The 22,817-nt window shown below is 59.4% G+C and carries 27 protein-coding genes; 15 read left to right on the top strand and 12 right to left on the bottom strand.

The window, feature by feature from the left end; all coding sequences use genetic code 11:
• Positions 1-3: 3 nt before the first annotated feature.
• From FHS09_RS20340 to FHS09_RS20360, 5 genes are all read left to right on the top strand, one after another.
• Positions 4-924 (top strand): LysR family transcriptional regulator, encoded by a 921-nt coding sequence (locus FHS09_RS20340; protein ID WP_183463370.1) that lies wholly within the window; start codon positions 4-6, stop codon positions 922-924.
• Positions 925-986: 62 nt separating this feature from the next.
• On the top strand, positions 987-1,436 hold the full coding sequence (locus tag FHS09_RS20345) for a hypothetical protein (RefSeq protein ID WP_183463372.1): 450 nt from the start codon (positions 987-989) through the stop codon (positions 1,434-1,436).
• Between the two features lie 14 nt (positions 1,437-1,450).
• Positions 1,451-2,008, top strand: coding sequence for an NADPH-dependent FMN reductase (locus FHS09_RS20350; protein ID WP_221192162.1), 558 nt, complete (start codon positions 1,451-1,453; stop codon positions 2,006-2,008).
• A gap of 121 nt (positions 2,009-2,129) precedes the next feature.
• Entirely contained in the window at positions 2,130-2,777 is a 648-nt protein-coding gene (locus FHS09_RS20355; protein ID WP_183463374.1) for a CDP-alcohol phosphatidyltransferase family protein, read from the top strand.
• A gap of 87 nt (positions 2,778-2,864) precedes the next feature.
• Positions 2,865-3,554 (top strand): glycine-rich domain-containing protein, encoded by a 690-nt coding sequence (locus FHS09_RS20360; RefSeq protein ID WP_183463376.1) that lies wholly within the window; start codon positions 2,865-2,867, stop codon positions 3,552-3,554.
• Positions 3,555-3,588: 34 nt separating this feature from the next.
• Here the strand turns inward: FHS09_RS20360 and FHS09_RS20365 are convergent, their stop codons facing one another.
• Positions 3,589-4,176: an RES family NAD+ phosphorylase gene (locus FHS09_RS20365; RefSeq protein WP_221192163.1), complete on the bottom strand. Its 588-nt coding sequence runs from the start codon at positions 4,174-4,176 to the stop codon at positions 3,589-3,591.
• Between the two features lie 82 nt (positions 4,177-4,258).
• Complete coding sequence (locus tag FHS09_RS20370) at positions 4,259-4,816, bottom strand: RNA polymerase sigma factor sigma-70 region 4 domain-containing protein (protein WP_183463377.1); 558 nt, start codon at positions 4,814-4,816, stop codon at positions 4,259-4,261.
• Between the two features lie 219 nt (positions 4,817-5,035).
• On the opposite strand from FHS09_RS20370, the gene FHS09_RS20375 reads away from it, so the two are divergent.
• From FHS09_RS20375 to FHS09_RS20390, 4 genes are read left to right on the top strand one after another with little or no spacing between them, the layout of a single operon-like run.
• Complete coding sequence (locus FHS09_RS20375; RefSeq protein WP_183463379.1) at positions 5,036-5,905, top strand: putative selenate ABC transporter substrate-binding protein; 870 nt, start codon at positions 5,036-5,038, stop codon at positions 5,903-5,905.
• A complete protein-coding gene (locus tag FHS09_RS20380) occupies positions 5,905-6,582 on the top strand; it encodes an ATP-binding cassette domain-containing protein (RefSeq protein ID WP_183463381.1) in 678 nt (225 codons plus the stop codon). The genes FHS09_RS20375 and FHS09_RS20380 overlap by 1 nt, the downstream gene beginning before the upstream one ends.
• A complete protein-coding gene (locus FHS09_RS20385; RefSeq protein WP_183463383.1) occupies positions 6,582-8,114 on the top strand; it encodes a PhnE/PtxC family ABC transporter permease in 1,533 nt (510 codons plus the stop codon). Before FHS09_RS20380 ends, FHS09_RS20385 begins: the two co-directional genes overlap by 1 nt.
• The gene (locus FHS09_RS20390; RefSeq protein WP_183463385.1) at positions 8,111-8,425 is read left to right on the top strand and encodes a cupin domain-containing protein; all 315 of its coding nucleotides are present in this window, start codon (positions 8,111-8,113) and stop codon (positions 8,423-8,425) included. Before FHS09_RS20385 ends, FHS09_RS20390 begins: the two co-directional genes overlap by 4 nt.
• Positions 8,426-8,494: 69 nt before the next feature.
• Here FHS09_RS20390 and FHS09_RS20395 read toward each other — a convergent pair whose 3' ends face one another.
• Positions 8,495-9,271 (bottom strand): NAD(P)H-dependent oxidoreductase, encoded by a 777-nt coding sequence (locus tag FHS09_RS20395; RefSeq protein ID WP_183463387.1) that lies wholly within the window; start codon positions 9,269-9,271, stop codon positions 8,495-8,497.
• A gap of 89 nt (positions 9,272-9,360) precedes the next feature.
• On the opposite strand from FHS09_RS20395, the gene FHS09_RS20400 reads away from it, so the two are divergent.
• The 4 genes from FHS09_RS20400 to FHS09_RS20415 all read left to right on the top strand — a co-directional run bounded on the left by FHS09_RS20400 (position 9,361) and on the right by FHS09_RS20415 (position 14,255).
• Positions 9,361-10,254 carry a LysR family transcriptional regulator gene (locus FHS09_RS20400; protein WP_183463389.1) on the top strand — a complete coding sequence of 298 codons (894 nt, stop codon included), beginning with the start codon at positions 9,361-9,363 and terminating at the stop codon, positions 10,252-10,254.
• A gap of 164 nt (positions 10,255-10,418) precedes the next feature.
• On the top strand, positions 10,419-10,814 hold the full coding sequence (locus tag FHS09_RS20405; RefSeq protein WP_183463391.1) for a hypothetical protein: 396 nt from the start codon (positions 10,419-10,421) through the stop codon (positions 10,812-10,814).
• A gap of 15 nt (positions 10,815-10,829) precedes the next feature.
• Positions 10,830-13,451 (top strand): DUF4132 domain-containing protein, encoded by a 2,622-nt coding sequence (locus FHS09_RS20410; RefSeq protein WP_183463393.1) that lies wholly within the window; start codon positions 10,830-10,832, stop codon positions 13,449-13,451.
• A gap of 207 nt (positions 13,452-13,658) precedes the next feature.
• A complete protein-coding gene (locus FHS09_RS20415; RefSeq protein ID WP_183463395.1) occupies positions 13,659-14,255 on the top strand; it encodes an esterase/lipase family protein in 597 nt (198 codons plus the stop codon).
• Between the two features lie 174 nt (positions 14,256-14,429).
• Here the strand turns inward: FHS09_RS20415 and FHS09_RS20420 are convergent, their stop codons facing one another.
• The 9 genes from FHS09_RS20420 to FHS09_RS20460 all read right to left on the bottom strand — a co-directional run bounded on the left by FHS09_RS20420 (position 14,430) and on the right by FHS09_RS20460 (position 20,753).
• Entirely contained in the window at positions 14,430-15,191 is a 762-nt protein-coding gene (locus FHS09_RS20420) for a TerC family protein (protein ID WP_183463396.1), read from the bottom strand.
• A gap of 109 nt (positions 15,192-15,300) precedes the next feature.
• Entirely contained in the window at positions 15,301-15,693 is a 393-nt protein-coding gene (locus FHS09_RS20425) for a SpoIIAA family protein (protein ID WP_183463398.1), read from the bottom strand.
• A gap of 116 nt (positions 15,694-15,809) precedes the next feature.
• On the bottom strand, positions 15,810-16,121 hold the full coding sequence (locus FHS09_RS20430; protein ID WP_183463401.1) for a hypothetical protein: 312 nt from the start codon (positions 16,119-16,121) through the stop codon (positions 15,810-15,812).
• Between the two features lie 291 nt (positions 16,122-16,412).
• A complete protein-coding gene (locus FHS09_RS20435) occupies positions 16,413-16,811 on the bottom strand; it encodes a VOC family protein (RefSeq protein WP_183463403.1) in 399 nt (132 codons plus the stop codon).
• Between the two features lie 11 nt (positions 16,812-16,822).
• Positions 16,823-17,125: a putative signal transducing protein gene (locus tag FHS09_RS20440; RefSeq protein WP_183463405.1), complete on the bottom strand. Its 303-nt coding sequence runs from the start codon at positions 17,123-17,125 to the stop codon at positions 16,823-16,825.
• A 98-nt stretch (positions 17,126-17,223) separates the two neighbouring features.
• Positions 17,224-17,586 (bottom strand): hypothetical protein, encoded by a 363-nt coding sequence (locus tag FHS09_RS20445; protein ID WP_183463407.1) that lies wholly within the window; start codon positions 17,584-17,586, stop codon positions 17,224-17,226.
• A 198-nt stretch (positions 17,587-17,784) separates the two neighbouring features.
• Entirely contained in the window at positions 17,785-19,290 is a 1,506-nt protein-coding gene (locus tag FHS09_RS20450; protein ID WP_183463409.1) for an aldehyde dehydrogenase, read from the bottom strand.
• A 102-nt stretch (positions 19,291-19,392) separates the two neighbouring features.
• Positions 19,393-19,926, bottom strand: coding sequence for an asparaginase (locus tag FHS09_RS20455; RefSeq protein ID WP_183463411.1), 534 nt, complete (start codon positions 19,924-19,926; stop codon positions 19,393-19,395).
• Between the two features lie 164 nt (positions 19,927-20,090).
• Entirely contained in the window at positions 20,091-20,753 is a 663-nt protein-coding gene (locus FHS09_RS20460; RefSeq protein ID WP_183463413.1) for a fumarylacetoacetate hydrolase family protein, read from the bottom strand.
• Positions 20,754-20,897: 144 nt separating this feature from the next.
• Here FHS09_RS20460 and serA point away from each other — a divergent pair, with 144 nt between their 5' ends.
• Both serA and FHS09_RS20470 read left to right on the top strand, forming a co-directional pair.
• The gene (serA, locus tag FHS09_RS20465) at positions 20,898-22,142 is read left to right on the top strand and encodes a phosphoglycerate dehydrogenase (protein ID WP_183463414.1); all 1,245 of its coding nucleotides are present in this window, start codon (positions 20,898-20,900) and stop codon (positions 22,140-22,142) included.
• A 113-nt stretch (positions 22,143-22,255) separates the two neighbouring features.
• Positions 22,256-22,795, top strand: a complete 540-nt coding sequence (locus FHS09_RS20470) for an EamA family transporter (protein WP_246395177.1) — start codon at positions 22,256-22,258, stop codon at positions 22,793-22,795.
• The last annotated feature ends 22 nt before the right edge of the window (positions 22,796-22,817 follow it).

A 22,817-nucleotide genomic window follows, 5' to 3' on the forward strand; every position in this document is an offset into this window, starting at 1 on the left:
CCCATGAGCAAACCAAAAACCGCCCTAACCGGCCGCCTGACCGACATGGACCTCCGCCTCCTGCGCGTCTTCCGCGAAGTAGTCCGCGCCGGCGGCCTGGCCCCGGCGGAAGTGGCCCTGAATATCAGCCGCTCCACCATCAGCGTACACCTCTCCGACCTGGAGGCCCGTCTGGGCATGCAGCTATGCCTCAGATCCCGCGGCCGCGCCGACTTCAAGCTCACTCAAGAAGGCGAGGCACTCTTCCAGGCCATCAACGAACTGGACGGCCACCTGGATAACTTCAAGAGCCAGGTCAACGCCATCCAGTCCCAGCTCACCGGCAGCCTGCGCATCGTACTGCCGGACGACGTACTGGAAATCCCCCAACTGGACCTCCCCGCCACCATCGCCCGCATCCGCGACCAGGCGCCGCAACTGCAACTGGACCTCCAACTCGCCGCCCCCCAGGAACTGGAACTGGAAATCCTCGCCGGCCGCGCCGACGTAGGCATCAACCCCCTCCACTCCCACCGCCCCGGCCTCGACTACCAGCCCCTGTTCCACCACCAGTCCCTCCTCTATTGCGGCAGCCAACACCCACTGGCAGCGGCGAAGGGCGTAAGTGAGGAATTGCTAACCCGACAGGAACTCGCCGCCCCCAGCCACGCGGTACTCTCCGGAGCGGCGCACCTGTACCGATTGTTCCCCCACAAATCCACCGCCAACCATATGGCCGCGCGGCTGGCGATGATATTGTCGGGGTGGTTTGTGGGTTTTCTGCCGGAGTATCTGGCGGAACGGTATGTGCAGGACGGGGAACTGGTGGCGCTGCACCCGGAGCGGTTTCGGTATCGGATTCAGAATGCGGCGACGTTTAAGAGGAGTGCGGCGGAGCATGCGGCTGTACGGTTGTTTTTAAAGGCCATAGTGATCAGGGAATAAATCAGACCAACCAAATCCGGCCTAAAGAAAAAATTAAACGGAATCAGGTTTTGGAGATAGACATGGAATTTGAATTGCCAAAATTAATTGAGAAAGAAATTTCCATTGGCCTCAATGGGATTATCACTTACTCAAACCTTCAATCAAAAGATGAACAATTAGGATATTCTATATCTATAGATGGAGAACCCTTATTCGGATTCGAAGAAGGTGACTGGCAGGAGGGCTGGTATGTAATTGGACGCGATACATTATGTGGAGATCCTATCTTTGTAGACCTCAATGGTAGAGATATTCCCGTTTTCACTGCTATGCATGGCATGGGTGAATGGCAGGAAATATGCATTTCAGGCACTTATGAGGGATTCCTGAAATCTCTGTCAAAGCTGGAGGATGAATCTGACAGAAACCTGTCAGACAATGATACGAGAATCGTGCTAAAAGAAATAAAAAATTATATCGGAGATGCTCATCTGGAATTTTGGGAAAGAATAATAAGGATAAAAATCTAATATAGACATCTTATATGAAAGTGAAAAACCAAATGAAAGAATTGAGCTTGCTGGCTTTGTCGGGAAGTCTGCGCAGAGAATCCTACAACACCGCAGCCCTTCAAGCACTGCAGGTACTGGCACCGCAACCGATAGAAGTTAAATTGGGAAGTATAGATCGGCTTCCCTTATACAACCCGGACCTGGAGGACGAGAACATAGCAGCAGTAAACGAGCTGAAGTCCAATCTCAGGAAATCCGATGGTTTGATCATCGCCAGCCCGGAATACGCGCACGGAATCAGTGGCCCGCTGAAGAATGCGCTTGACTGGCTTGTGAGCGGTACGGAATTTCCGTTCAAACCGATTATGCTTATAAATACATCGCCGCGGGCACACCACGCCTTGGACTCTTTGAAAGAGGTTCTTCTAACCATGTCGGGCACTATTGTGGAGAAGTCATTTGTCTCCATTCCACTTTTGGGCAGCAATCTGTATGCGGAGGGCATCATTGCAGATCAGAATATATCTGGCGCTCTGCGCAAAGGATTAGACGAATTTTCGTTGGAGATCCGATCTCAAAAGCGTGATTGAAAAACCAAAGGGGTCAAGTCTAAAAACCAAAGAGGTCATAAAAACCAAAGAGGTCAAGTCTTGACATTAGAAATTAAAAAATAGACATGGCTATTAAAGCGGAAGGCCAAAGAAATCTGTAATGCCAAGACTTGCTTCTACGCCGCCTCATCACGCATCCGCGCCCGTTCCTGGTTACCAGCAGTTTACTCCTTGGCTACTGGTCGCCATCCGATTGGCACTGGGCCCGCTGTCCATTCTTATGGTGTATCTCGACCTACCGCGGTGGATATGGACCACCCAATTTCTATTGGCAATTCTCTCCGATATTTACGATGGAAAGCTGGCCCGCCAGTGGGGCACGGCTTCTGCAGGCTTGCGCAGAGCGGACAGCATTACGGATATCTTCTACGCCTTTTCCTGTCTCGCCTGTTTCTGGATGGCAGAGCCTGATACCATTTCCAACCATGCCGCCGGCATCGCAATTGTTGTCGCTCTGCAGCTAGCCAGAATGGGGATAGACTGGCTGCGATTCGGCAAACTCGCCAGCTATCACGCATTCAGTATGAAGCTTTTCGGCCTGACTCTGATTCCCGTCGGAATTCTCTTGATGGGTTTTTCAGAAGTTTACTGGATAATGTGGTTATCCCTGGCCATGGGAGCGGCAGCTCAGGCCGAAGCGATGACCATGTCTCTGATACTTCCCCGCTGGACTTACGATGTGAAACATATTGGCATTGCTCTATCCATCCGCAAACAATACTGCACTACGCCACAAAATCAGCTTTAACCCCCAAAAGCCAAAACTCGCCCGAAGCAGGCCACTTGTGCGAAAATCATCACCCAGATAAAAGCCTATCAACCTGGATGTTCAATTATGGATAGAAAAACAAAAATTCTGAATTTTGAGTTTTCAACCAGTGCCGAGCGGCAGATTTTTTTCAAAAAAATGTCGGACTTGTACGGCTGGCCAGAAACTTTTTGCGAAAGGGCCCTGATCGAATATAAGCGCTTTATCTGTCTGGCTGCTACTTCCGGTGAACGGGTGGTGCCCTCCAGAATCGTCGATAACGTCTGGCATATGCACCTCACCTTCACCAAATCCTACTGGCACGACTTGTGCCGGGACAGGGTCGGGAAGGATATTCACCACAATCCATCCCAGACAGATGCTGAATCCAAGGCCCGCGATCTCAACGGCTACCTGAACACGCTGAATCTCTACCGCACCACCTTCGGCGCGAAGCCCGCCCATGACTTCTGGCCCGAGCCGGGCGCGTACGCGCAGAAAACCAGAAACAGAAAACTCTGGCTCCCGATGATCGGCTCCACCGCGCTGCTTGCGGCCTGTTCGACCCTCTCCGATTTTGATGGGTCGATGCTTTTCCCGGGGTTCATCGCTCTGATCGTTCTGCTTATGATCATCAACAGCCTGCGCTCCGGCGGGGACAAGAAGAAAAAAAGAGGTAAAAGGCGGCGCGGCAGCTCCGGCGCCGCCACTGGAGGCGGCTGCAGCGATTGCAGCAGTTGTAGCAGCTGTAGCAGTTGCGGAGGCGGTGGGGACTGACGAAAACAGGCGCGGCTGCCGCGATGAGGCCGACTCAAACACCGGGGCCGGAGAGCCCATAGCCGATATCGGATGCGATATTGACCAGCGCATCTTCCAGGGCCGGGTCCGCCAGCATTCGGTGGAAGCTCGGTTTCGCGGGCACGCAGTCCTCGGCGCGTTCGAAAAACGCCACTGCGGGACTGTTGGCGTACATGCTCGATGGATAGAGGATACCGTCGATCCGGGAGTAGGCCTGGTAGAACTGCTGCGCCCAGCGCCGCGCCCTCGCCCGCGGGCCGCTGTTGATTGCCATGGAACAGCCCGCACGGGTAGGCCAGGGGCCAGTGAGGCCCAGCAGTTCCAGCTCTCGCGTTAGAGCGAAGGCGGAAAGGCAGGGGCGTTTATTGGTTCTGTCTATAAAGCGGGTATTCTGGAATATCTCGGCGAGGCAGGTGGGAACAGCGCCGGCACCGATTGCGCCATAGAGAATCTTGCGGTTCTGTGCTTGAGGAAGCCCTTTCACATCAGGGAGCTGGTGGTCGAAGCGGCTCCTCGTCGGCCCCCTCTCTGTCAGGATAAATGTGCGCCACTGACGCCAGCTACAGGGGTGCTCCCCACCGAGAAAATGCACCCGCCACACGAGCTCACCCGCCGGCAGGTGCCGAAGCGCCGGAGAAATCGCCTCCAGGCGGTCAGCGCCGGAGGTTCGGGAAATTTCGGCATCAGGTATCCTCGGCCAGCTTCAACATCGGCTCCAGGCTGCCGCCGCTAATCAGCCAGTCCCGCACGGACATGGGATTGCTATCCGCGTCCTGCAAGTCCGCGTTGGGCATACCGAAAAAGCGAAATACCCGCAACGGGTGCGCCTCCGCGCCCAGGGTGCGCAGTATCGGTGCCAGATGCGGCAGTGACTGGCCACCCTCGAACTGAAAGCGCGGCAGAAGCCTCTCTCCCAAGTGCTGGATCGCAAACAGGCTGCCCTCAAGCAACCGCTGCCGCACCCGGCTCTGGGAAACGCCGAGGTAATCCGCCGCCTGTTGCTGGCTCAGGGCGTCCGCACAAATGACACCGTATTCAGCGCTCATGCGCAAAACCAGCCGTCGCCTGACCGCGGGATCTGTCACCACCCTGGCGCCGCGGCGGCTCAGCAGCTCTACCTCATCAGCGGACAACTGGGCAGACTGGTCCCAGTGCTGGGCGTGGATGCACTCAGCGGCGCACTCCAGCAGCTCTTCTGGGTTTATCCCCGCATCTCGCAGGGGAGCTGTGTTTGAAGCCATGCCTAACAACCTCTCTCCGGGATAGGTTTTGTTAGATATTGGGGTGCTGTGGCGACATCGTCAATCTGAATCGCCGCCGATGGCAAGAGCGTGAACCACGCGGGCTACTTTCGGGATGAAGAAGGACCAGCCCCAAGGCAGTCCTATAGGTTTGTAAAATACGGGCACTTGCGCTAAAAAGCCCCGCTCACTCTACATCTCACCATAAGGCCCCTACCGATGCGCTATTTAACCGCATTACTGGCCCTGTTGGTGTCCACAAGCGGCTTTGCCGTGGATACCCAGCGCCCGCAATTCACCTTTACCGCCATCCCCGACCAGAACGAAGCCGAGCTGGTGCGGCGCTTTGGGCAGGTTGCCGACTACCTGTCCGAACAGCTGAAAGTGGACGTTGAGTACATTCCGGTCAAGAGCTATCCCGCGGCTATCACCGCGTTCAGGAACAATCAGGTTCAGCTGGCCTGGTTTGGCGGGTTGTCCGGCGTTCAGGCGCGCAGGGCCGTTCCGGGTTCCGAGGCCATTGCCCAGGGTTATGAGGACCAGTTCTTCAAGAGCTATTTTATCGCCCACAAGAGCACCGGTATTGAAGCCGGCGACGGGTTGCCGCAAGCCGTTGCCGGCAGGACCTTTACCTTTGGTTCCAAGGGCTCCACTTCCGGGCGGCTGATGCCGGAGTTCTACATTCGGGAGGCCTTTGGCGAGGCGCCAGAAGAGGTGTTCTCCCGTGTCGGCTTCAGCGGCGATCACAGCCGCACTGTCGCCCTGGTGCAGTCCGGGGCTTTTGAAGTAGGTGCGGTGAATTACGCCGTCTGGGAAAAGGCCGTTGCTAATGGCGACGTAGACGCGGACCAGGTATCAGTTATCTGGACCACGCCGGAATACGCCGATTACCAGTGGACGGTGCGCGGCGATATCGACCAGCAGTTCGGGGCTGGCTTTAAAGAAAAGTTGACCCGGGCACTGCTGGCCATTGACGACAAGGCGATTCTGGATAGCTTCCCCAGATCCAGATTCGTTTCGGCGGACAACGATGTCTATCGGGCCATAGAGCAAACCGCCCAGGCGATCGGCCTGCTCGACGATTTTTGATGAGCGCTCTGCTCGAGCTGAAAGACTGTCGGCTGACTTATCCGAGTAACGCCAGGAACGAAGCGGACAAATTGGCCCTGGCTATAGATCACCTGACTATCCGGGAAGGGGATCGTATCGCGTTGCTCGGAAAAAGTGGAGCAGGGAAGAGCACCCTGCTGCGCCATATCCGCCACCAGCTGGCCGATCGGGCCAGCTGGTGCCCTCAAGACGCGTCCCTGGTGCCGCAGCTCAAGGTCTTCCACAATATCTACTCCGGGGCTCTGGATCGCCATTCGGGTTTTGTGAACCTGACAAACCTGCTGCTGCCGTCCTCCCATTTCGAGGCTGAGATCACCGCTCTGGCGGAACCGCTCGGCATTTCCGAATTGCTCTGGACCAAGGCCGATGAACTCTCCGGCGGCCAGCAGCAGCGGGTCGCCATCGCCCGCGCGCTCTATCAACAAAAGCCCATCCTGCTGGCCGACGAGCCGGTATCGGCGCTGGACAAGCTACAAGGCAGGGAAATCCTCGAACTTCTGGTGAGCCGCCACGACACGTCAGTAATCGCCATGCATAACGCGCAGCTGGCTTTGACGGTGTGCAACCGGGTGATCGGACTGAAGGATCAGAAGCTATTCCTCGACTGCCCCGTCGATCAGCTCAGTGCCGACTCCATCGGGCAGCTGTATCAGTGATGCACTTTTTCAAGCACTTTCTCCAGCAAAGACGCAGCCTGAGAAGACTCACCTTTTATTTTGCTGCGATCGCTCTCGTCTGCCTGGCATTTGCGGATATCGTCATCAGTACCCGGAGCCCGGGCCACGAGTTGTGGCTGATGGCGAAGGGGCTGGTAACGCCCCGGATTGAAGATTCGCATCAGTGGCTGGATGCCGTCATCTATACCCTGACCTTCTCGCTGCAGGGCGTTATCCTGGCCGCCGGCCTAGGTTTTGTTCTTTCCATCTTCTACCATCTGGCCTGGGTGCGGGTGCTCGGCGCCTGCCTGCGCTCGGTGCACGAGGTTTTCTGGGCGCTGATCTTTATACAGATCTTTGGCATTTCCACCCTTGCGGGCGTGCTCGCAATTCTGCTGCCCTTTGGCGGGACTATAGCGAAGGTCTATGGCGAGCAGCTGGAGGAGAGTGACCCGTCGCCTGCCAGGGCCCTGCTGCCGGGCGGGGGCACGAGTATCAGCCACTTCTTCTACACCAGGCTGCCCCTGGCGTTCCACGCCATGCGCAATTACACCGCCTATCGCATGGAATGCGCCATTCGCTCATCTGTGGTACTGGGTTTTATCGGCCTCCCCACCCTGGGATTCCACCTGGAAACCGCGTTGCGCACCGGCGACTACTCCTCGGCAAGCGCCCTGTTGCTGACCCTGCTGGCACTGGTCTACTCACTGCGGTTTTGGTTCAAGGCGAAATGGCTCTGGATACTGGTGCCGGCAGCCTTTATCGCCAGGCCGCTATCCGCGCAGTGGAGCGCCGCCAACCTGGGCCAGTTTCTATGGGACTGTGTGCCGGGACCGATCCGGCAGGACTGGCCCCTGGAGAAAACCCTGCGCTGGTTGCTGTGGCTCGGTGAACAGATCGCCTCCGGCGTCTGGAATACCGCCCTATTGGCGCAGATCGTACTGGTGCTGACCGGTATTTTCGCCCTGCTGGGGTCCACCCTGAACTCTTCGCATTTTGTCGCCGGCATGGCGAGAAGCACCGGCGACGGGTTCCTGCTGATCCTGAGATCTTTGCCCGAATACCTGTTGAACTTTATCGGCCTGATTGTACTGGGGCCATCCATGCTGCCGGCGATTATCGCGATGACGCTGCACAACGGCGCCATTATTGGGCACCTGCTGGGCGGGCACAGCGACGAAATCGAGCCCGCCGCTATCCCCTCCGGCCCGCTCTGCCGATTCGCCTACTATTATGTTCCCACCCTGTACCAGCGCTTCCTGGCCTATTGTTTTTACCGCTGGGAGATTATTATCCGGGAGACCGCCATGCTTGGAATACTGGGAATTCCGACGCTGGGTTTTTATATCGACTCGGCATTTGAGTTTCTGCGTTTTGATGTCGCTTTGATATTGATCGCCGTCAGCGCCGGGATGACGCTTTCGGCGGACTACATCTCAAGAAAACTCAGGCACCAGTTCCTGAAACCCGATCTGCGGCCGGCGCATGGATCACAAATACAAATGGCGCCATTAACATTTAGGAATCCATGAAAAATATATTTTCATCACTGCCCGAAGACCTCAGCGCAGAAGTTTTCGAGGATATCGTCAGCAGTGAAAGCGTAAGAATCGAGCGCATCGTCTCGAAAGGTCACACTTCCCCCGAAAGCGGCTGGTACGACCAGGAAGAGAGCGAGTGGGTTATAGTCCTGCAGGGCGCGGCGAGGCTGTTGTTTGACGATGGACGAGAAGAGAGCCTCGACACTGGCGACTTTATTAATATCCCTGCCCATATCAAGCACAAGGTCAGCTGGACGGACCCGTATAGCACCACCATTTGGCTGGCGGTATTTTATAAATAATCGTCCAAGCAAGCGTAGGAGAACCAGATGGGCAGGCTATAAACCTGCCCGTCAATTAAGGTGCGATTTTTACTCGACGTGTATGGAGAGACCGGAATTTTCCGGTGCAATATCATCCCGCAAGGTGCATTCCGGTATTTTGTAGGCGCCGGCATTTTGCGGGCGAAAGGGTATCGGCGCAGTCTGCCAAAGATGGTCGAGGCGCTGCCCGAGTTCGCCGCAAACCTGCGCAAACCTCGCTTCGTCGACCCGGCCGGTCCGGTAGACCAGGTACGGCGGCAGCACGTCGAATCCGGGGTAGTACAAAATCCCGTGCTGGATGGGGAAAAGAATATCGTCGATGGGGCCGTTGATGCCCCGCGGGCTGTAATGGGACTCCCAGCCGCCCGTGGTGACGATCAACATCGCCCGCTTCCCTTTCAGTTTGCCCTCCCCGTAGCGATCGCCCCAGTGGGTGTCGGAGTGCTCCCCCACGCCATAGGCAAGGCCATACGCATAGACCCGTTCCACCCAGCCTTTCAGGATCGCCGGCATCGAGAACCACCACATGGGAAACTGCAGAATCAGGGCATCCGCCCACATCAACTTCTCCTGTTCCAGCTCGATGTCTTTGCTCTGCCAGCCGTTCTCCAACGCGATCTTGGAGTCGAGGGCCGGGTCAAAGCGCGCATCGGCCTGCCTGTTGGTGTTGTCGTCTGCGTCGAGGGTTGCCTTCCATTGCATGGCGTACAGGTCCGATACCTGGACCTCATGTCCGGCCTCTTCGAGGCGTTTGACCGCAAAGTTCTTGAGAGAGCCATTCAATGACCTGGGTTCGGGGTGGGCATAGACGAGAAGAATATTCATAGCTGGATCTCCAATAATTGCCAGGAGAAGGCAGGATAGGAATCTCTCAGGTATAGTTGAAATGAATTTCTGATATTCCAGGTATTACCATGAGTAATCTCAGGCGGCTGGACCTCAACCTGCTGCTAACGCTCGATGTTTTGCTCTCGGAACACAATGTGACCCGCGCGGCACAGCGCCTGAACCTCTCCCAGCCCTCAGTGAGCGTTCATCTCGCCAAGCTCAGGGATATCTTCGGGGACCCGCTGTTGCTGCCCGGGCCGCGGGGTATGCGACCCACCAAGCGGGCCGAGGCGTTGCGCGAGCCCTTGCGGCAGGCACTCGAGTCTCTCGAGCGCGCGGTGTCCCCTTCCACGCCCTTCGATCCGGTCGGGGCCAGCGATACCTGGCACCTGGCCGCCTCCGACTACAGCGAATCCACGATCCTGCAGCCCGCTCTGTCCGGGCTGCGTTCGGCAGCACCCGGCACCCGGCTGGCATCGGTTCAAGTTGTTCCCTCACGCATCGCCAGGCAGACGGAGCGGGGGGAGATCGACCTCGCGTTTCATACCAGCGAGGAGTCTCCGGCCGGCCTGCGTCGGCGGATTCTGTTTGCGGAGCACTATGTTCTGGTGGGCCGCGCTGGCCATCCGCGGCTGAAACGGCGGCCAACACTTGCTCAGTTCTGCAAGCTCGACCACGTGATCGTATCGCCGGATGGCGGGGGGTTTAGTGGCGTCACAGATAAGGTGCTCTCGAAGATGGGGCTGACGCGCCGGGTTGTGCTGTCGGTTCCGCACTTTCTGTTTGTGCTATCGGCTGTGGCGAACACCGACCTGGTGGCGATGCTGCCTTCACGTCTGGTCCGCGACAGCGATTCACTGCGGGTTGTCGAACCGCCAATTGAAGTACCGGGCTTCGAGATGGCGATGCTCTGGCACGAGCGCTGCCATCGCGATCCCGCGCATCAGTGGCTGCGGGAGCATATCGTGAGTTCGGTATAATCAAGAGCTTTGATGGGCACGTCGCTGCGCTCCTTTGCCCATCCTACGAAAATTGCCGGCTGGTGCTTATGCGGGCTGAACCCGACATTTTATGTCTATGCCTCTCAGCTCTTTTATCCGGTATATTGGTTCCCAGGTTCCATCATGAACGGGGAGAAACAACCATGGCCGTAGCCCTGAAAATTTCCGACGAATCCGCCGGCGGCGAGAAGATGTTCGAAAGCCTGCTGCACTTTCCCGCCGAGACCATTTCGGTGCGGGAGTTGATCGAGGTGCGGGTTCAGACCGAGGTGGAGCACTATAACGCCTCGGCCAGGCAAAAGTTTATGGGACTGATCCAGCCCAGCGACTCCGAGCGGGACTTGAACGGCTATAGAGTGCGCAAGAACCGCAGGGTGGATGTGGACGCTCAGCAAGAAGTCGCCATTAACGCGTTCCAGAGCAACGGCTTTTTTCTGCTGGTGAACGACAGACAGGTCACCGGGCTGGACGAGCAGATCATTATTACTCCCAATACCTCGGTGGTGTTCCTGAAGCTGACGCCACTGGTCGGCGGCTAGGATACGGAACTCGCTATGGGCATCTTGGATATTTTCAGGCGCGCCAAACCGAAATCAGGCAATCCCGAGAGCACGGCTACAGAATCCCCCCGGTCTGAGTACGACGCGCTGATCGAGCGCTATATCGCGCACGAGGTGCAGAACAATCGCTTCCTTTTCGACCTGAAGCTCGGCCGCTCCGAAGCCGGCAAGGCGATATTGGGGCTGGATACCGAACAAAGTGTGGCGATGCTGATGCTGTGCATGCCCCGCTTTATAGACGCCTTCCGCAAGCTGGACAAACAGCGCATACAGGTTTTTTCCTCCACCCCGGACTTCGCCTCCAGAGCCCCGAGCCAGAGCGACCGCTGCGCCTGTTATGAGGCCATTGTGCGCGCATTGCTGCGACGCAAGCTGCCGCTGAGCCAGGAGCAGTTGCACCAGCTACTTGACGGCCTACTGAAAGTCGGCGGCTCCAGCCTCCAGCGGCTGCCGCTGACGGGCGTGGTGGCGGCGACCGAGCATTACGCCGGTTCCCAATCCCTCGACGACCGCTTTACCGGCAAGCTCGAGCAGCTGCGGGAACAAATCGAAGAGCAGTACTCAACCCAGGAGCTGCGTAATATCGCCGGCCGTATCCGCGCGTTGACCGGTGCCCGGCAGGCGCTGCCGCTGGCACAGGGGGAGGCCTGGAGCGATGCGGCCATCGCCGACTGCCAGTCCCTTCCCGAACATGGGAATACACTGCTGGAACTGTTCAACCTCTGCCAGCAGGCCGGGAGCAGCAAGCCTTCGAAAAAATGGCTGAACAGTGTCTCCCCACTGATCGACGCGTTCGGCCCGAAGGAGTTTTCCACGCGGCTGATATCGTGGCTGGCGCTGGTGGACAAACCGCGAACCATTCCCGTCAGCCGCAGCTACGAATGGCAGCCGGACCCGAACCAGCTTCTCGATGAGCGCAACGCCGACATTCTCAAAGGTTTGATCTGGTGCGGCAGCCTGGAGGAGAACGCGGAGCTGGCGCGGGCGCTGGTGAAGGCGGCCCTGAGCTTTTTCCGCAAGGTGCCCGGGCTGGGCCCGCGGGCGGTGCGGGTGGGCAACGCCTGTATCTATACCCTGGCGAACATGCCGGGGCGCTCCGGGCTCTATCAGCTGGCGGTGCTGAAGGTGAAGATCAAGTACCGCAGCGCGCTCAATATGATCAACAAGGCACTCACCGCGGCTGCGGAGCGGGAGGGCATCACCGTCGACGAACTGGAGGAGATGGGGGTACCCAGCTATGGGCTGGACCGGGTGGGTTACGGCGAGGAACCGGTGGGGGACTTTACCGCAGTCATCACCGCACCTTCCAGCCGTCAGGTGGAACTGAGCTGGCGCAATGCCGCGGGCAAGATCCAGAAATCTGTGCCGGCGCGGGTCAAGGAACAGCATGCGGGGGAATTGAAGGAACTGCGCGGCGCCCTCAAGGATATCAAGGCCATGCTGGGAGTTCAGAAGGAACGCCTGGAGCAGCTGTTCCTCAAGGAAAAGACCTGGCCCTTCGATACCTGGGTGGAGCGCTATCGCGACCATCCCATTGTCGGCACCACCGCCCGCAAATTGATCTGGCGCTTTGTCGGTGAGGATTCTGTGGCGCTTGGCATTTATCACAATGACCAGTTGGTGGATTGCGCGGGCAATGCGCTCGCGCTACCCGATGCGCCGGTCGAGGTCAGCCTGTGGCACCCGATCATCAGCGGGGCGGCCGAAATCAAGACGTGGCGCGAGTGTATCGAGCGCCTGGAAATCGTGCAGCCATTCAAGCAGGCCCACCGGGAGGTATACCTGCTCACCGATGCGGAGGTGAACACCGGCGTCTACAGCAACCGCTTCGCCTCGCACATTATCAAGCAGCACCAGTTCAATGCGCTGGCGGCCACGCGCGGCTGGCGCTACAGCCTGCAGGGCGCCTGGGACGGCGGCGACCAGATCGCCCAGCTGGGCCTGCCGCAGTTCAACCTGTGGGCGGAGTTCTGGGTGCACGGCATCGGCGAGTACGGCAATGACACCACCGAGGCCGGCGTCTTTACCTATATCAGCACCGACCAGGTACGCTTCTATCACATTCGCACCAGCGCGGAAAATCTCGACGAGGGCAACATTCACGGGGATACGCCGGCGGATCTGCGCGAGGTGCCGGCGCTGGTACTGTCGGAGGTGTTCCGGGATGTGGACCTGTTCGTCGGCGTCTGTTCCGTGGGCAATGATCCGGAGTGGTCCGACGGCGGGCCGGAGGGCCGCTTCCGCGACTACTGGCACAGCTTCAGCTTCGGCAAACTCAATGCCAGCGCCCACACCCGCAAGGCGATCCTGGAGAAGCTGGTACCCAAACTGAAGATTGGGCCCCAGTGCAAATTTATCGACCGCTTCCTGGTGGTCGAGGGCCAGCGGCGCACTTACAAGATCCACCTGGGTTCGGGCAATATCCTGATGGAGCCGAATAACCAGTACCTGTGCATCGTTCCCGACAGCCGCAAAAAGACGGCTGCAGACAAGGTGTTTCTGCCGTTCGAGGGGGACAATACGCTCTCGGTGATTCTTTCCAAGGCGGTGTTGCTGGCGGAAGACAGGAAAATCAAGGACTCGACGATCAATTCGCAAATTGATCACTATCGGTGACCCTATGATCAGAAAAAGTCAGGATGAATTCTGAGTTTATCGGAACCTACTCGATGCTATTTCATCTGATATATAAGGCAGGGAGCAGAAATTACAGGCTTATTTGGAGGCCATAAAATCCGACGCTATAAAGCCCGGAATCTTTGGGGCGAATCGATCCCCTCAAAGAGTCCGGTGCGTGGCATGAAGACTTCCGCAGTATGACCGATGACCAACAAGTCCAGAACAGCAATCCTGATTCCCGGTATTTTTGACCGCGGAAAGTCCATGCTCAGGATGAGGCAGGCCCTGGAATCGAAGGGATTCTCCGCCCATTGCATCAATCTGCAATACAACTCCGGCTGGCATGGCATGGAGCACCTTTCCCGACAGCTCAAAGATCAGGTGGACGCACTCGCAGAGGGGAACAGCAGCTGTTCGCTGGTGGGTTTCAGCATGGGCGGCATAGTGGCGAGACACTATCTGCAGAGGCTGGATGGGGTCGAGCGGGTGCACAAGTTCATATCCATATCGAGCCCTCATTACGGCAGTTTCTGGGCCAAATTCCTGCCCTACAAGGGTGGCCGGCAGTTGAGTATCGGTAGTGATTTCCTGAATACGCTCAATGAGGATGTGCAGAGCCTCGCGGACATCTCGCCGGTATCCATCTGGACCCCGTACGACATAACGATAGTGCCCCACACCAGCTCCCGGCTGCCGATCGGCAAGGCCTACGAATTTCCGGTCAAGTTGCACCGCTGGATGCCGCTCGACCAGGCGGTAATTTCCGCGGTAGCGGCGGAACTCACCGAGGCGCTGACATAATCAGAAACCGCTCTTACGAACTCAAGTTTCGGTGTCTGCTGTGGGAGCCTGCCCTACAGGCAAAAAGACGGTGCTAAATGGCAACGCCATTATTCGCCAGCAGGGCTGGCTCCCACAGGGTGGGGTACAGTACTAAGGCTGATTCCGCGAACTCCGAAACTTGAGTTACGAAAATCAGCCCGCTTCCGTCCCGTCCTCGCGCAACGGCTTGTGCAAATGTACCGGCTTCGCCTGTTTTTTCCGCAAACGCAGGTTGAGCATTTCCACCCCCACCGAAAACACCATGGCGAAATAGATATAGCCCTTGGGCACATGCACGTCGAAGCCCTCCACGATCAGGGTCAGGCCCACCATGATCAGGAAGGAAAGGGCGAGCATTTTTACCGTGGGGTGTCGGTCGACGAAATCGCCAATGGGCTTGGCTGCCAGCATCATCACCAGCACCGCCAGCACTATGGCGATCGCCATAATGGAGATCTCTTTCACCAGTCCCACCGCGGTGATCACCGAGTCCAGGGAGAAGACGATATCCAGGATTGCAATCTGTACCAACACCATGCCGAAACTGGCCGCGGCCACGGTGGTGCCCTTGCCCTCCACACCCTCCAGGCTGTTGTGGATCTCGTGGGTGGCCTTGGCGAGCAGGAAGAGGCCGCCGCCGATCAGGATGATATCCCGCCCGGAGATTTCCTCGCCCAGAATGCTGAACAGGGGTTCGGTAAGCCCCATCACCCAGACGATGGAGAACAGCAGTGCCAGGCGGGTTAGCATGGCCAGCGCCAGGCCGACAAAGCGAGCCGTCTCCCGCTGCTTTGGCGGCAGGCGGCCGACGAGGATGGAAATAAAGATGATATTGTCGATGCCCAGGACAATTTCCAGCGCGGCCAGTGTCGCCAGCGCAACCCAGGCCTCGGGACTGGTTAGCCATTCGAACATGAAAAGTTCCTTTTTGGAAAAGCGGATTGATTGCACTGGGCGTTATTCTATGCCGCCTTGTCCAGCAGGTGTAGGGTGGATAGCGGTGACGATTCGGGTCGGCTCTATTCTATGCCGCCTTTTTTATGTTCAGCCAGGCCATCGCTGACTCTTCGTTTTCGAAGTAGCGCGCCTCGCCTCCGATCATCAGGCTACCCGCCCTGGTCATCAGTTCCAGCCAGCGCTTGCTGCCCACCACCGCCACGCGGTTGAAGTGGCGGCCGTGCTTGAGGCCCAGCTTGAGGTCGTCCCAAGCGGCGCGGGGCTCCCAGCCCTCCATTTCAACGGCATTCATAAAGACATCGATCTTCGGATTCTCTTCCCCGGCGATGGCGGACTCCAGCATGGGCACTATCGCCTCGTAGTCTTCGTGGGTCAGCTTGCCGCGGACATGCAGGGACAGCAAGACTCCGCTGTTGCTGCGCTCCAGGCCTACGGAAACACCGTGATGCTCGGCACTCATAGGTACGCCCCGATGGTGGCTATGGTTCCGGTTATAGTGTGCCGGCGGGGTTTTACCAATCCGGCCGATAGCGGAGGAGAGATTCCCTGCAGAGCAAGAACTCTGCAGGGACACGGTCAGTGAGAGAGAATATCCACGATCTCGTGGGTGGCGTGAACCAGGCGCACTAACTCGCCTTCGATTCTGATGGTCACAAAGCCGAACTCGTCCACCGGCCTGACGATAACCCCGTGCCGGTAGATTTCCGGTTCCAGGATAACGCCCTTTTGTAGTTTCTTTCTCCAGCCTGGCGGCAGTTCACCGCCCCGCTGTGCTTTTTTCTCCAGCCCCGGTGGCAGGCTGCCCCCCTTGCCCGGGTTTGCCGCAGCGCTGGTCGCAGCCAAGGCGATGATCACGGATAGGCCCGCTGCCGCAGTCAACTTATTCATACTTCTTTCCTCAATCAGACAAATAGTATTCGATGATTTCCTTTAGGAGCTGCTTGCAGACGAACGGTGCGGGCAACAGGCTTCCAGTTGCCATCCATGGCGAGACGAAAGCGCGTTCGATCGGGCCCCGGCCCCGCCATCCCTGGCGGGTCGCCAAACCGCGCACAAAGCGATGCTTTGTAAACGCGCGGCTTGGCCCTGCAAGCAGGCTCCTACAGGTGGCCTTCGCCGACGCCGGCACAAGGATTCGAACACAAGGTTCGCCGCTCCGCGCTGAATGCCGGCTGAATATTACGAGCAGATCTCGTCGTAGCCGCGCCCGCGGAACTCCAGCAGGCAGAAGCCGTGGCCGAAGGGGTCGGACAGGCCGGCAACGGCACCCCAGCTATCAACCCGGATTTCTCCCTCCAGTTTCGCGCCGGCGGCGATCGCGCGTTCCACCGCGGCCTCCACGTCGTCCACCACCATATCCAGGTGCACCGGCGTCCAGTGGCGCCGGTAGTCCCGCTGACGGCCTCCGGCGGTTGTGGAACCGGCCTCCTTGGCCAGCAGGTAGAGAGGGGCATCGCCGCCCAGCATTTCCATTCCGGCATCGCCGAAACTCCGCCCCGGGCGCAGGCCAAACGCATCCCGGTAAAAGGCGACGGCGCGCTCCAGGTTGTCGACGTCGATATTGATCAGGAATTGCATATGGTCAAACCTCAGGCGGGCCGCGACTGCTGGCAGTTCCAGCAGTAATCGAAGGCCGCGCCGTTTTCCTCGCCGCAGTCGCGGCAGCGCCAGGACCGCTGCTCCACCTCGGCGTCCGCCAGCAATTGCCGCGCGCGCTCGTAGTCCCGCTCCCGTTCGAGCCAGAGTTCCGGCCAAGTCTGGTGCGGCGCCAGGTCTCCGGAACCACCCTGGGCGAATTCGTTTTTCAGGAATACCGGGATGCCGGCGACTTCGAGCCTGCTTTTTGCCAGCTCTACCAGCAGGCGGTTTTCGTGGGTGTAGATCAGTTTCATCGGGGGCTGCCAATTAAAAAGGGCCGCAATCGCGACCCGAGGGTATCAGCCCCGACCGGCAAATCAAATTGGTAGCTTCACGAAATGGGCTCGGGAAATCAGTCGTTGCCCGCTGGCCTGCAGTCACCATCACCGCAGGTGTCGCTGGCGCTCAGGGTACCGATTTCCAGAATGGTGTTGGAGCTGCCGGGCGCGATGCGCCCGGTGATGGTCACTTCGCCGTCCGCTCCGGAGATGTATTCCTGCACCACGGTGCCCCGGGCGTCCCGCTGTACCGCCAGCTTCTGTCCGGCCGTTACTTTTTCACCGGGGCATACGAGCAGCTGTATCCACTCTTGGGCCCGCTCCCGTTCGGGTGTTACCAGGCTCTCGATTTTGCCGAATGGTTGAGGCGATGCCGCCCCGGCCGGAGCGGCGCCTGCGAACAGCAGTACAACCAGAAACAACGGAGCAGATCTCAACTGTTTCCTCCTGTGCAGTTGCATAAACAGCGCGACGGAGATATCGCCGGAAGCCCTTCGACAGGGGATGGTTTAGGTATAGACGAGAACGGAAACAGGCGCCATCTGCCAGCTACAATCCGCAACGGACCACCCCGCCAACAATAAAAAGGGGCCGCAATTGCGGCCCCTCCGACGAGATCAAATATTGAAAAACGCCTAACTCAGATCGATCCAGGTCGACTTCAGCTCGCAATATTTGTCCAGCGCGTGCAGCGACTTGTCGCGGCCGTTGCCGGACTGCTTGAACCCGCCGAAGGGCACGGTGATGTCGCCGCCGAAGTAGTTGTTGATCCACACGGAGCCGGCGCGCAGGTCGCGAGCCAGGCGGTGGGCGCGGCCGATATCCCGGGTCCAGACGCCGGCGGCGAGGCCGTAGATGGAATCGTTGGCGATGCGCAGGACCTCGGCTTCGCTGTCGAATTCGATCACCGACAGCACCGGGCCGAAGATTTCCTCGCGGGCGATGGTCATATCGCCGGTGACGCCGCGGAAAACCGTGGCCTCGTAGTAGTGGCCGCCGGCCACCGCCTCCGCCGGCGCACCGCCGCACACCAGCTGCGCGCCCTGTTCCAGGCCCTTGGCCACATAGGATTCCACCGTGTCGAACTGGCTGCGATCGATCAGTGCGCCCATTACCGTATTGGGGTCCTGCGGGTGGCTCGGCTTGAAGCGCTCGCTGGCTTTGCGCACCTTTTCGATAAACTCATCGGCGATGGATTTTTCCACCAGCAGGCGCGAGCCGGCGGTGCAGGTCTCGCCCTGGTTGTAGAAGATCGCCAGTGCGGCGGCGCCGGCGGCCTTGTCCAGGTCCGCGTCGGCGAAAACGATATTGGGGCTCTTGCCGCCCAGCTCAAGAAAAGTGCGCTTGAGGTTGGACTGGCCGGCGTATTCGGTCAGGGTCTTGCCCACCTCGGTGGAGCCGGTAAAGGTGAGGCAGTCGATATCCATGTGCAGGCCCAGGGCCTTGCCCAGGCTGCTGCCGGGGCCGGGCAGCACGTTGAGCACGCCGTCCGGCAGTCCGGCCTCTTTCGCCAGTCCGGCGAGGCGGATGGCGGTGAGCGGGGTGTTGGAGGCGGGTTTGAGGATCACGCTGTTGCCGGTGGCCAGCGCCGGGCCCAGCTTCCAGGCGGTGGTGGAGAGCGGGAAGTTCCAGGGCACGATGGCGGCCACCACCCCCAGGGGCATGCGGGTGACCAGGCCCAGTTCGTCGGGGCCGGTGGGGGCCACTTCATCGTAGATCTTGTCGATGGCCTCGCCGCTCCAGCGGATGGTGGTGACCGCGCCGGGGACGTCCACGTTCATGGTATCGCCGATGGGCTTGCCCGCATCCAAACTCTCCAGCAGGGCGATTTCCTCGCGGTTCCGCTCGATCAGTTCGGCGAAACGCACCAGGATCTTCTTGCGCTGCATCGGCGGCATTTTGGACCAGGCGCCGGATTCGAAGGTCTCGCGGGCCACCTTCACCGCCCGCTCGGCGTCTTCCGGGCCGCAGCTGGCTACCTGGGCCAGTTCCTTTCCGTCCGCCGGATTGACCGTGGGGCGGGTGGCGCCGGAGAGGGCGTCCACATAGTCGCCGTTGATAAAGGCGCGGCCCTCGATCTCCAGGCCGTCGGCCATGGCCTGCCACTCTTGCAAGGTCTGCGGGGTCTGCTGTTCTGACATGGCTCACCTCCGTTAAAATGTGATCACAAATCAAAGAATATCAGAAACCCCCGGGCCGGTGCCATGTCGGGCCTGGGCGAACCTTGTGTTCGCCCGCGGAGATCAATTGACGGCAACCGCCTCGAAAGTGCCCGTCTCCCGGTTCTTGCGCACTCCCGGCACCGGGAATACCCGGTTATGGAAGGCGATATAGAAGCCCGGCGACAGCAGGCGTGCGGCCAGCAGGGCCTCGGTGACATTCTGGCGCGCGTCCGAGTCGATAAAGCCCATGGGCTTCATGGCGCCGGTGAATACCACCGCCACCGGGGGCCTGCCCAGCGCCCGGTGGCAGTATTCGGCGGTGTCGGACATGGTGTCGGTGCCGTGCAGCACCACGATCGGCTCCCCCTGTCCGGCAGTGCGGGCGATGGCGTCGGCAATCAGCTGGCGGTCGCTGTCGTCCATTTCCAGCGAATCCTTGTTCAGCACGCTCTCCAGTTCCAGGTGAGTGTAGGGCAGCCGCAGACTGGCGATCAGGCCGTCGCGGATAATGGAGGCGCGGTTTTTCAGTGTGCCGTCGGCCTCGGAGTAACTCTTCTCGATAGTGCCCCCGGTGGTGAGGATGCGGATGGTGCTGGTGGGGTTGAGGTCGGTCATCGCGTCTCCAGGTCAATGCCAATGCCGGCGGCATCATAGTGGCGCCAGCAGGTCTCCACAAGGCGGGGGCCTCTAGGCCCAATACTGGCGAGTTAAGTCCGGCACCCTGTAGGAGCAGGCCATGCCCGCTCCTACAAAAGTGATCTGACTCAACTGTATTGCCTCTAGGCCACCTGCGTTTCCACCCGCAGCCAGTCGTCCTCCAACTGCAATACCAGCCTGTCTCCGCTGAGCAATTCCCCAACCCCTGCGGGGGTGCCGGTGAGCACCACGTCCCCGGGCAATAGGGTGAAGTGGCTGCTGATATAGGCCACCAGGTCGAGGATCGGGGTGAGCATATGTCCGGTCTTGCCCCGCTGGCGCAGTTCGCCGTTCAGCCACAGGGAATAGGTGAGGTTGTCCCAGTCCGGCTGCCAGTCCAGTTTGACAAAGGGGGACAGCGGGCAGGCGCCGTCGAAGCCCTTGGCCTTTTCCCAGGGGTGCCCCTGTTTCTTCAGCTGTCCCTGCAGTTCGCGCAGGGTGAGGTCCAGCGCCAGGCCCAGACCGGCGATGGCGCCGGGAATATCCGCCGGGTTGGCCCCGCTCAGGGGGTCGCCGATCAGCAGCGCCAGTTCCCCCTCGAAATGGCAGCCACCGCGGCCGCGGGGCAGGCGGATCGGCTCGGCCATGGGCACCGCTGCGGTGGCGGGTTTGATAAACAGCAGCGGCTCCTCCGGAACCGGGTTGTCCAACTCCGCGGCGTGGGCGGCATAGTTTCGCCCCACGCAGACGATTTTGCCCGTCGCCAGATCACACGGGGTTCTACAGCTAAACTGGTGTCGGTACATAACTGTTTTCGATGGTTAGGATAGGGATTTCGAATAAAGCGCCACAGGGCGCTTGTGGTATGATCGCGCCCTCGCCGGGCTCCCGGCTTCCCGGCTTCCCGGATTTTACCGCCAATCCTGTCGCCCACAGTCAAGAGAGTGTATATGGCTCCGCCCACCCACCAAAAAGAGTCCCTGAAAAAAGACAAGATCCACATCCTGCTGCTGGAAGGGGTCCACCAGTCCTCGGTGGATCTGCTGGCTTCCCGCGGTTACACCAATGTGGAGTACCTCAAGACTTCGCTGCCGGAAGAGCAGTTGATCGAGAAAATTGCCGACGCTCACTTTATCGGCATCCGTTCGCGCACCCAACTGACCCGCAAGGTGCTGGAAAACGCCCCCAAGCTGATCGCCATCGGCTGCTTCTGCATCGGCACCAACCAGGTGGACCTGCAGGCAGCTACTGAGCTGGGCATCGCGGTGTTCAACGCGCCCTACTCGAACACCCGCAGCGTGGCGGAGCTGATTATCGCGGAGAGCATCCTGATGCTGCGCGGCATCCCGCAGAAGAACGCCGTCTGCCACCGCGGCGGCTGGCTCAAGTCCGCCGCCGGCTCCTTCGAGGCGCGGGGCAAGACCCTGGGACTCGTCGGCTACGGCGCCATCGGTTCCCAGGTGTCAGTGATGGCGGAAGCCATGGGCATGCGGGTGATCTTCTACGACGTAATCACCAAGCTGCCGCTGGGCAACGCCAGTCAGATAAACTCCCTCGACGAACTGCTGGCACAGGCGGATGTGGTCTCCCTGCACGTGCCGGAACTGCCGTCCACCAAGATGATGATCGGCGCAAAGCAGATAGCCCACATGAAACCCGGCGCGATCCTGCTCAACGCCTCCCGCGGTACCGTGGTGGATATCGACGCGCTGGCCGAGGCGCTGAAAAGCGGCCATCTGGCCGGCGCGGCCATCGATGTCTTCCCGGTGGAGCCCCGGGGCAACGACGACGAGTTCCAGTCTCCCCTGCGCGATATCGACAGCGCGCTGCTCACCCCGCATATCGGCGGCTCCACCGTGGAGGCGCAGGAGAATATCGGCACCGAGGTGGCGGAGAAGCTCGCCCACTATTCCGATAACGGCACCACCACCAGTTCGGTGAATTTCCCCGAGGTGGCACTGCCCGGCCATGTGGGCGCGCACCGGCTGCTGCACATTCACAAGAACGTGCCCGGCGTGCTCGGCGCCATCAACCAGGTATTCTCGGAAAACAAAATCAACATTTCCGCGCAGTTCCTGCAGACCAACGAGACCCTGGGCTATGTAGTGATCGATGTGGATGCGGAGTACTCGGACTTGGCGCTGGAGAAGCTGAAAAATATTCCCGGCACGCTGCGCTGCAGGGTGCTTTTCTGAATATTTTCGCCCCGTAGGAGCGGCCGTTGGCCGCGACAGGGATTGATCGCGGCCAACGGCCGCTCCTACAATTGCCGCGCTTCCTCACTTCCTTGCATCCAAGGTGTACCTCCTTGCGCAACAACGACTCCGCCGCGGCCGGCCTGTTCGCCGGTATCAGCGCATTCCTGTTCTGGAGCGGCAGCAGCAACCTGTTCAACAACAACTGGCAACTGAACGGTCTGCTGTTGCTGGCCGGCCTGATAACCCTGATCCCGCTGCTGCTGTTCAATATCGCCACGCGCCGGCTCAACCTCTCCACGGTGGGATTCCTGCAGTACCTGGCACCCACCCTGCACCTGTTACTCGCCACGCTGGCGTTTGGCGAGCCTTTCGGCGAGGGCAAGATGGTGACTTTCGGCCTGGTGTGGCTGGGGCTGGGCCTCTATTCGCTGGATGCACTGGCACAGCGGCACAGCGGCACAGCGGCACAGCGGCACAGCGGCACAGCGGCACAGGTTGCAGCAGCAGAGCAAAGCTGTCGCTTAAGCGGATCTCCCTGTAGGAGCAGCCGTTGGCTGCGACAAATTTGTCTGGAACAAATTGGACGCCGAAGGCGCCCGAAGGGTGAACGCCAGGGATGGCGTGAATCAGCGATGGTGGTTAACCCATAGACCTATCGCGGCCAACGGCCGC

The organism is Microbulbifer rhizosphaerae (assembly GCF_014191725.1).
Taxonomy (GTDB): Bacteria; Pseudomonadota; Gammaproteobacteria; order Pseudomonadales; family Cellvibrionaceae; genus Microbulbifer; species Microbulbifer rhizosphaerae.